This window comes from bacterium, from assembly GCA_035371905.1.
In the GTDB taxonomy this organism is placed as follows: domain Bacteria; phylum Ratteibacteria; class UBA8468; order B48-G9; family JAFGKM01; genus JAMWDI01.
Map to the genome: position 1 here is coordinate 1 of DAORXQ010000055.1, position 9,679 is coordinate 9,679.

The following is a 9,679-nucleotide window of genomic DNA, read 5'->3' on the forward strand; positions in this document are numbered from 1 at the left end:
GTTCAATGGCATATTTATACGCACAACATGCTTCTGCTTCTGGTTGTTTTTCTTGGTCAGGAGATGCTCAATATTCAAGATTGGTTGTTTATGCATCAACTTCTGATGCTACACCAACAACTTTAAGATTGGGTGATAGTTATTATGTTACAATTCCACAAAATACCTCTTGGGGATTTACTGCTTATGTAGTAGCAAGGAGTTCAACAGGAAGTTCAGCATATTGGGAGTTAAAAGGATTGATTAAAAGAGGAACAGGTAGTCCTTCTATTGTAGGGACTGTTAGTAAAACAAAAATAGCAGGAGATAGTGATACATCAAGTTGGGATGTAGATGTACAAGCAGATACAACAAATAATTCTTTAAATATAGTAGCAACAGGAGTAAGTGGAGTAAGTATCCATTGGGTAGCAACAATTAATTTAACAGAAGTAGGATATTAACAAGGAGGTAAAATATGCCACTTAAAAAAGGAAAATCTAAAAAGGTTATTAGTGAAAATATAAAAGAGTTAATACATAGTTATGAAGAGAAAGGGAAAATAGGAAATGTTAAGCCGAAGAGTAAAAAACAGGCACAGAAAATAGCAGTAGCAATAGCATTACAACAGGCAAGAAAATCAGGAGCAAAAATACCTAAAAAATTAAGAAGAAAAAAGTTCTAAAAGGGGGAAGTATGCCGAGAAAAAAATCTGTTATTAAAATCCCTAAAATTAGCACTAAAAAAAGAAGAAAAAAGTTAAATATAGCAGGGAAAGGAATACCACTATCTGTTTTAGGGGTTAAGTTTTAAAAAATGAGATACACAATATTAACAGAATATTTGTATTTAAGGTTTTTAGAAGCATACAGGCAGTTTTATTTTGAAGTTTATAAAAAATTACCAAGTGAGGAGTATTGGAAGAATTTTATTATGTTTGTTAGTCAAAATATGCATAATGATAATTATTTATTTCTTCTTGCAGTAGAGGGAAAGAAAGTAAGAGGGTTTTGTATAGTAGCACCAGTTATAAATTTTGAAGAAATACCGACAGCAATAGTTGAGCCGTTATATGTATTTCCGAAATGGAGAAATCAAGGAATAGGTAAAAATTTGATAGCAATAATTAAAGGTTGGTTGAAGAAAAAAGGGTATAAGAAAGTTATTACAACAGAAGAATTTAATAAAAATACATTTAAGAGAAAGCAAAAACTTTTAGGTTTAAAACCTGTAAGAGTTATTTTAGAAAAAGAACTGGAATAATATATTTTTAAAAGGGGAAAATTATGGGAGCAGCACTACCGATTATAGGGGGAGTAATAGGAGGAGGGTTAGCATATGCAGGAGCAAGAGAACAAGCAAAAACAATAAAACATGTAGCAGGACAGGTTTATCAGCCAAAATACTTAACAGATATAGACAAGTTAGTAAGTGATTTAATAAAACAACAAACATTACAACAGCCAGAATGGAGTAAATACCAGCAGATTGTTAATCAGATTTTAGGGACTTTTACACCTGAACAATATCAGCAATATTTAAATAAATATCTTAAATCATCATTTCAACCAACAAGTAGTGATTTATATAAGTATTATTTAGACCAACTATTACAGGATGTTAGAAGTGGATTAACAGCAAGAGGATTAAATTTATCACCAATAGGAGCAGGGATTGAAAGTAAAGTAATAACTGATTATGCTATGCAGAATTTACTTTATGATTGGCAGAGACAAAGTCAAGCATTACAGAATTATTTAGCAGGGATGAGTGGATTAAGTAATTTAGGTAAAGGAGCATTACAAACTGCTTTAGCGTTAGAGCAATTAAAATCAGGATGGTATGAGCCAGCAATTCAATACGGACTTCAATATATGGGATTAGGTATTCCAGCAACACAGGCAAGAGCAAGTATTTTAGCGAATTTAATACCACAAGCAGGACAAGAATGGGCACAATTAGGACAAGTATTTAATTCTGTTTTTCCTTATTTAACACAGGGGACATCTACAACACCAAGTTATAATGTAGGTTATTCTTCAGGAGTTCCTGTAGGCGGACAATATATTCAAGGAACATTAAATTATCCTACTTTTGGTATATTGAGTGGATTTGGATATTTACCTGGTATAGGTTATGTTATTTCATAGTTTTAAAAGGAGATAGATATGCCGAACCCAATTGCTTATATTTTAACAGGATTATTAGAGGGATATGGAAGAATGAAAGAACAGCAGGTATTACAAGATATTTTAAAAACTAGTTATTCTCAACCACAGCCATCTTTACCAGCACCGACAACAGAAGGAGAGAAAAAAACAAGTATAGAAGATATAATACAGCAACAAATACAAGCACAACAGCAACCACAGATGATTTTTCAAAAACTTTTATCTAATCCTTCTTTTTGGAACTTACCAGTGGATAAACAGCAGATGTTATTAAATATAGCAGGATTACAAGCACAATTAACACCACAGGTAGATGTAGCAAAGATGATGGAAGCGTATAGAAAAATGATAACACCAATTGAAATAGAAGCAGGGAAAGGACTTTATAATCCTATAACAGGACAGTGGATAAGTAAACCTATTTTACAGACAGAGCCAGAGAAAGAGTTGATAGATATATCTACGGGAGAAAAAATAAAAAGTGGAGTTATAAAAGTAGGAGATACTTTAATTGACCCAGAAAAAAGAGAAATTATATATCAAAAACCAAATATAAAAGTTGATGTAGATTTTAAAACTAATAGATATGTTAAACAAGATTTAAATACAGGAGAAATAGAAGAAGGATTTATAACACCTCAAACTTTTGGAATTATTACGACTTATGCTCAATCTATAGGGAAAGACCCAGCAAAACTATCAACAGATGAAATAGAAAATATAATCAATACAGCAATAAGGATGGGGGATTTACCACCTTATTATGAATTGATTAAAAGCGATTATGGAATAATTACAATAGATAAAGCGACAGGAAAACCATTAGATTTTTTTGAGGACCCATTAGCGAAAGAAAAACTTGAACAAGAAAAAGAAAAGTTTGAGTTAGATAAACAAAAAGTATTAGCAGAAATAGATAAAATAAAAACTTTAACACCTCTGGAAGCAGAAAGAGTAAAATCCGTAATAGCGTCTCATTATACTTATGCTGATTATTTAAAGGATAAAATAATGATAGAGAAGACAAAACAACAGACAACTACTAAAACTACTACACCTACCACAAAACCATTAGCGAAAGCAAGTGTGAAAGAAAGAGAAGCGTTTAATAAATGGTTTGCAAAAATAAAAAAGGCGTATGATAAGAAAGACCCTTATACAAGAGATAAAGCAATTGAGTTAGCACTTACATCTGGAATTAACCCTGAATTATATGATGAAGCAATAAAAGTTTTAGATACATATACCAAATCCTGGGATCAAGCGTATTTCCAAAAACAATCAACAATTACACCACCACAGGAAAAAATTATTAAACAAGGTAAAATTGGTAATATCACTTATCAAATCAAAGAAAAATAAACTATGTATGAAACAGAAATTAAAATCGGTAATAAAACTTATACTATTGAAACTGATAATATACCAACAGATGAACAAATTGAACTTATTTTAAGACAGGCAGGACTTTATGCTCCTGAAAAAATTTCTACTTTTCAGGCGTTTAAAGAAGAAGTAAAAAAACCTATCCAGAAAATATCCTCTACAATTACTCAAAAAATAGCAGAATTACCTGTTGAAAAAATACAGGAAAGAAGTGCTGTTTTTGCTGAAAGTTTTGCTCCTATTTTAACTTTATTCTTGAAGCCAGAAGAAAGAAAATATTTACAACAACTTGAAAAACAACATCCTGTATCAAGAATAGTAGGAGAAATAACAGGTGGTATAGCAGAATTAACAGCAATTTCTCCTTTAACAAGACCAATAACAAGAATTTTACCTAAAACTTTATCTTATTCTCCGAGATTATACAGGTTTTTAGCAAGCGGTTTAAGAAGTGGGACTACATTAGCAGGACAGAATTTGTTTAGAGAGAGTATAAAGCAATTACAACAAGGGAAATTTGATGTAAAGGAAGTGGGGAAAGAAGCAGGGTTAGGTATGCTATTTGGACTTGGACTTGGGACAGGAGAACAGATTATAAATATTCCTTTAAGAACTGCTGTATCTTCTGTTTATGCAGGAGTATTTACTTCTCTGGAAGATTACATAAAACAGAAAAAGATTGACCCGAAAGATGTTTTAATAAATATGGCAATAGTAGGTGGATTTACTGCTTTAACTGGAAAACAAGTATCAAAACAAATAGAACAGGAAGTTTATAATAATTTTTATAACTCTATTAAGACAAGAATTTTAGAAAAAAATCCAAAAATAAATCCAGATATAGTAGATAAAATAACAAGAAATTTTGTTAATGCGTATTTTAATGAAGTTTATAAAAGAGGTGGTAGATTTCCAACACTGACTGAAATTGAGGATTTTGTAGAATGGTTTAATAAGAGTTTATGGAAAATATATATAGAACAGCCGACAAAAATTCCTTCACCAGTTGATAAAACGATTGTAAGAGAGGTTGGAAAAGCGATTATCCCTATAAAAGATGTTAAAGGAGAAATAGTTCCAGTAAGACCAGAGGAAGTGGTAAAGGTTAAACCTGCTCCACCAAAACCACCAATACCAATAGAAGGGAAAGTTTTACCACAAGAACCTATTAAAGTTAAAGGAGAAGTTAAGCCAAAAATAACAGAACCAGAAATTACACCTTCTCAACAGGAAGATATTAAACTTTTTACCAGAGAATTGATAGAAAGACATAATATACCTCCTGATGAAGCAGAAAAAAATGCCAGAGAATATATTTTATTACCAGAGGAGAAATGGTCAGAAGAAACAAAAAAGATAGCGAAAATAAGGGATAGAATGATAATAGAAGAAATAAATAAAATGGGGAAAAAGCAGTATAAAATACCAGTAAGAGAGGAAGAAGAGGTTGAGTATTTTAAAGCAGGGAAAAAGTATACTTCACCACCAGAAAAACCACCAGAACAATCATCTACTCCACCACCTCCACCACAAGGTAGAGGGATTACCGATAGTAGAATAGCAGTATTATTTGCTTCTGAATTTATTAAGAAATATCCACAAGTATCTACAAGATTAAAAACAAGTTTAGGTATATATGTTCCAAAAGAGCAAAGAATTTCTGTAAGTAGTGATATTTTTTCTAATCAGCCAGAAGTTGTTAAAGTTTTACTTCACGAAGCAGGACACGCAGTAGACAGAATGTTAGGAGCAAAAAGAAATACTTTACTTGGAAAACTTAACAGAATTAAAGATTATCTTAAAAAAGAGTTTGAAGGGGTTAAAGAAAAAGAGGTTAAAGAAGAAGTAATAAAAGTAAGTAAAGAATTTTTTGGAGAAAGTAGGTATGAAGTGTTAGAAAAACAGAAATTTCCTGCGGGTGAGTTATATGCTGACCTTTTTGCCTCTATTTTACACAATCCTGCCAGAGTAGCAGAAATAGCACCGAAAGCAAGTAAGATGTTCTGGAATGGAATAAATAAAAATGATGAACTTGCTAAACTAATCCGTAGTTTTATAGATTTGAATTCAACAGAGATTGATGAACTTGTTAATGAAGTAGCGAAAAAAGGAGCATCAGAGTGGATTAAAAATGAAGATTTAATACATCTTGCCAGAAATAAAGTTTTAGGAGAGCAGATTGATTTAAATGAGTGGTTTAAAAATACAGTACTAAAAAATAAAGAAGAAGCAGAGAAGATAGAAAAACAATTAAAAAAAGAGTTAGGGGGAATGGGTAGAGTATTACAAGAAGAATTGATTGATAAGTTTACTCTTTTACAGAAAAAAGCAAAAAAACTATATCAAGCAGGAGTGATAACAAAAGATGACTATAATGCAATTCTTAATATTTTAACACAATATCATTTTACTCCTTATGTATTATCTAAATACAAACTTCAAGAGTTATTTAATGAAATAAGCGATTTAATTCAGAAAAACAATATCAAAATAGAGGATATAAATTTAGTTTTGTTGGAAAAGAGAATTTTAAATCAGGAAGATATAGCAAATCCACTTGGAATAAGACCAGAACATATACCATCTATGTTGGAAACTTTTAAAAAGCAAGTTGGAGAAGAGTATTACAATAAACTTAATGAGGTAGTAGATAAAGTTAAGCGGTGGCACGATAAAATTTTAATAGAAGCAAAGCAATTGGGATTAAATATAGAAAATCTGGAAGAGTATTTAAAAGAAGAACATTTTTATGCACCATTTATTGTAGAAAAACATATTGAAGAACGAGTATCTCCATTTTTCAAAAAAAGAGCAGGGACACTTGACCCTGTTAAAGAGCCATTTTATAACTTAATAGAGAAAACTGTTGTGTTAAGAGAGTATGCTGAAAGAAATGCGTATAAAAGGAAATTGTTTGACACAGTTATAAAAACATTCCCAGGCGTAGAGAAAATCCCAGGTTCTCCAAAAAACCCTGTTAAACTTCCAGAAGGATACGAAATATTTTCTTTCCAGAGAGATGGAGTATGGGAAAGGTATAAAGTTCCAAAAGAAATTCTTAAAGAATTTGAGACAGGACAATATGATTTAGGGACAGCAAAAATACTTGATAAAACGAATAATTTCATTAAAGCGTATTTTACAAGGTGGAATTTAGGATTTATTTGCACTACTAACTTTTTAAGAGATTTAACTGCGGCTATTCTTTTTAGAGGTAGAGTTCATATATGGGATTTATTAAAACAATATCCAGAAGCAAAAAGATTAATTTCTGAATATTTAAGAGGAAAAACTTCACCTGAAATAGAAGAATTGGTTAAAAGAGGAATAATTGATGAAAGTTTTTTTGGTTCTTTAACAGATAGAGAGGCGTTTAGAAAGTTTTTATCAGAACAGGATAAAAAATTGTTAGAGTTAATTTCTGATGAAAAAACTAAAAATAAACTTATAGGAGCGATTGAAAATGTTATAGATAAAATTGAAGATTTAGGAGTAATAGGAGAAAAAATGCATAAAATATCATATTGGAAAGCGTTGAAAAAAAATCAAAAGAAATTAGGTTTATCAGATGAGGAAATAGGTTGGCTTACAAAAAATTTAGGCGGTTCACCTAACTTTTATCAAGTGGCAAAAGGGAAACATACCATTGAATTACCTTTCTTATTTTATAATGCGACAAAACAAGGGATGAGAAGGTTATATTTAGGAGCGACAACACCAGGCATAAGAGGAACTTTTTGGACAGGTGTTTTAACTATTACAGGACTTGCTATGTTAAAAATACTTGCTGAAAAAGGGTTTTTTGGAAAAGATTTAGAAGAGAAATATGAAGAAGCGTCAAATTATTTAAAGGCGTATTTTCCTGTTAGTTTTCCTGTTGGAGAAACAAGAGATGGTAGTTTAATTTGGTTAAGATTACCTGTTGCAGAAGAAGCAGTGTTATTTCACGCACTTGTTTATAATGTAGCAAAGTTAGAAATAGAACAAACAGAACAACAGGTTGATTTAAAAGAGTTATATCAGGCGTATAAATCTACAATAGGAAGACAATTACCTGGTATTAATCCTGCTGTTGAGTTAGGTTTTGAAATTATAAGAACTTTAACAGGAGATATACCTCTTGAATACTATATGGCTTCTAAAAAAGGAAAAGATAGGTTAGTAGGAGCGATAGTTGGAGATAAGTTTAATCTTAATGCTTTTGAGAAGATATGGGAAGATATTGAGGAGGGGAGAGAATTAAAAATAACAATTCCAGCAAGAAGTCCACTGGTCAACAGAGTTTTGAGAGTTATACCTTTTGAAGAGAGATTAAAGAATTTTAGAGGAGAATAAAATGAAGATATTGTTTTTATCACCTGCATTAGATAGTATAGGGATACAAATTAAATTAAGCAAAAAACATAAGATTTTAACTATTTTTTGTGATAAAAAAGAAGAGCATACAGGAGATAATTTAATAGATAGAATTTTAATTCCAAAAAATGAGATTTCTTTTGAAAAAGTATATGAAGTTGTTAAAAAGTTTAAACCTGATTTTATTATTGTTGATTTCACAGGATTAAAGAGTATTCCAGACCAGTTAAGAGAAGCAGGATATAGGGTATGGGGTGGAGGAAGTTTTTGTGATGTTATTGAATATGACAGATATTATGTTGTAAATTTACTTCATACTTTTGGAGTAAATATTCCAGAAACTTATGAATTTGATAATTTAAGAGAGGCAGTTGATTTTTTAGTTGAAAGAGGGGGAAGATGGGTATATAAACCAGAAGGGAGCAAAGAAGCAAGTCATACTTATGTATCACAGTTAGAAAATTCAGAAGATTTAATTTTCTATTTGAAAAGTTTAACTCAACAAGATAAAGGAAAATTTGTATTACAAAAATATATTGAAGGGATTGAAATATCTTCTGAAATTTATTTTAATGGGAAAGATTTTTATTTTTTAAATTGGACGATGGAAGATAAAAAGTTTATGAATGATAATTTAGGTGTTAATACAGGATGTAGTCAAGATGTATTGAAATTTTTTACTCCTGACAAAAAATTATTTAAAGAAGGGTTAGGAAAGATTGTTGGGTTTTTAAGGCAGATAAATTTTATAGGACAAATAGATTTTAACTCAATTATTTCTGATGATAAATATTATTTTTTAGAGATAACTCCGCGATTTGGGTATAATTCTATTTTTACCACAATAGAACTTTTAGGATTAGATTATTATATTGAGAGTATATATCTTCTTGCTGGTGGAGAAAAAATACAAGAGAAAAGACCAAGCGAATATGGTTGTAGTGTAAGAATTTCTATACCTAATTATCCTTTTCAAGAGACCTCACTTTTTGGAACTCCTATTCTGTTTGATGAGAAAGACGAGGAGCATATTTGGTTAGGTGGTGTTTTTTATCAAGATGGTTATTATCTTACTTCTGGTGGTTATGGTTGTGTAGCATATATAACAGAAAAACATAATATATTATTAAAAGGGGTGGAAAGAGTGTATAAAATAGTGGAAAAGGTTAAGACAATAGATATTCAATATAGAACAGATTTAGGTAAAAGACAATCAAAACAGATACCAGAACTTGTTAAATCAGGGTGGATTTAACAAAGGAGGGAATTATGAAACCTGCAAGTATTTTAACAAAAGAGGTTGATATTAACACAACAACACCTGCTGTTATTGAAGATATGTATGTTCAAGGAGTAAATATCTTTTCTGCTGTTGCTTATAAAATCTCTTTTGATGGGACAAATTACATAACTCTTCCTTCTGAAACAGCAGTAAATTTTGAAAATCTTGATATAACGAATTTTAAACTTTACATAAAAGCAGTTGATACATCAGGAAAAGCAGAAGTTGTTTTATTGAAATAAGGAGGTAAGTATGGGGATTTATCCGAAAGGGAGTGGTGGAAGCGGAGGAAGTAGCACAGATGAGAAAGTAAAAGTAGATAGTTCAGATATACAAGCAGGGTATTTAGAGGATAAGTTCGTGGCAGGAGATAATATAACAATAACAGAAGAACAAACAGAAGGAAATAAGAGATTAAGAATTTCAGCAGAAGGTGGAGGTGGAAGTTCTGATGAGAAAGTAAAAGTAGATAGTTCAGATATACAAGCAGGGTATTTAGAGGATA

9 protein-coding genes are annotated in these 9,679 nt (G+C 30.9%); all 9 read left to right on the top strand.

Annotation, left to right across the window (positions count from 1 at the left end; all coding sequences use genetic code 11):
* The coding region (locus PKV21_06550) for a hypothetical protein (protein ID HOM27149.1) at nt 1-443 on the top strand (443 nt) is incomplete at its 5' end.
* A gap of 14 nt (nt 444-457) precedes the next feature.
* Nucleotides 458-664, top strand: coding sequence for a hypothetical protein (locus PKV21_06555; protein HOM27150.1), 207 nt, complete (start codon nt 458-460; stop codon nt 662-664).
* A 131-nt stretch (nt 665-795) separates the two neighbouring features.
* On the top strand, nt 796-1,242 hold the full coding sequence (locus PKV21_06560; GenBank protein ID HOM27151.1) for a GNAT family N-acetyltransferase: 447 nt from the start codon (nt 796-798) through the stop codon (nt 1,240-1,242).
* Between the two features lie 23 nt (nt 1,243-1,265).
* Nucleotides 1,266-2,129: a hypothetical protein gene (locus tag PKV21_06565; protein HOM27152.1), complete on the top strand. Its 864-nt coding sequence runs from the start codon at nt 1,266-1,268 to the stop codon at nt 2,127-2,129.
* Nucleotides 2,130-2,147: 18 nt separating this feature from the next.
* Nucleotides 2,148-3,512 (top strand): hypothetical protein, encoded by a 1,365-nt coding sequence (locus tag PKV21_06570; GenBank protein HOM27153.1) that lies wholly within the window; start codon nt 2,148-2,150, stop codon nt 3,510-3,512.
* A gap of 3 nt (nt 3,513-3,515) precedes the next feature.
* On the top strand, nt 3,516-7,871 hold the full coding sequence (locus PKV21_06575; GenBank protein HOM27154.1) for a hypothetical protein: 4,356 nt from the start codon (nt 3,516-3,518) through the stop codon (nt 7,869-7,871).
* Nucleotide 7,872: 1 nt separating this feature from the next.
* A complete protein-coding gene (locus tag PKV21_06580; GenBank protein HOM27155.1) occupies nt 7,873-9,147 on the top strand; it encodes an ATP-grasp domain-containing protein in 1,275 nt (424 codons plus the stop codon).
* A 14-nt stretch (nt 9,148-9,161) separates the two neighbouring features.
* A complete protein-coding gene (locus PKV21_06585) occupies nt 9,162-9,416 on the top strand; it encodes a hypothetical protein (protein ID HOM27156.1) in 255 nt (84 codons plus the stop codon).
* A gap of 10 nt (nt 9,417-9,426) precedes the next feature.
* The coding region (locus PKV21_06590; protein HOM27157.1) for a hypothetical protein at nt 9,427-9,679 on the top strand (253 nt) is incomplete at its 3' end.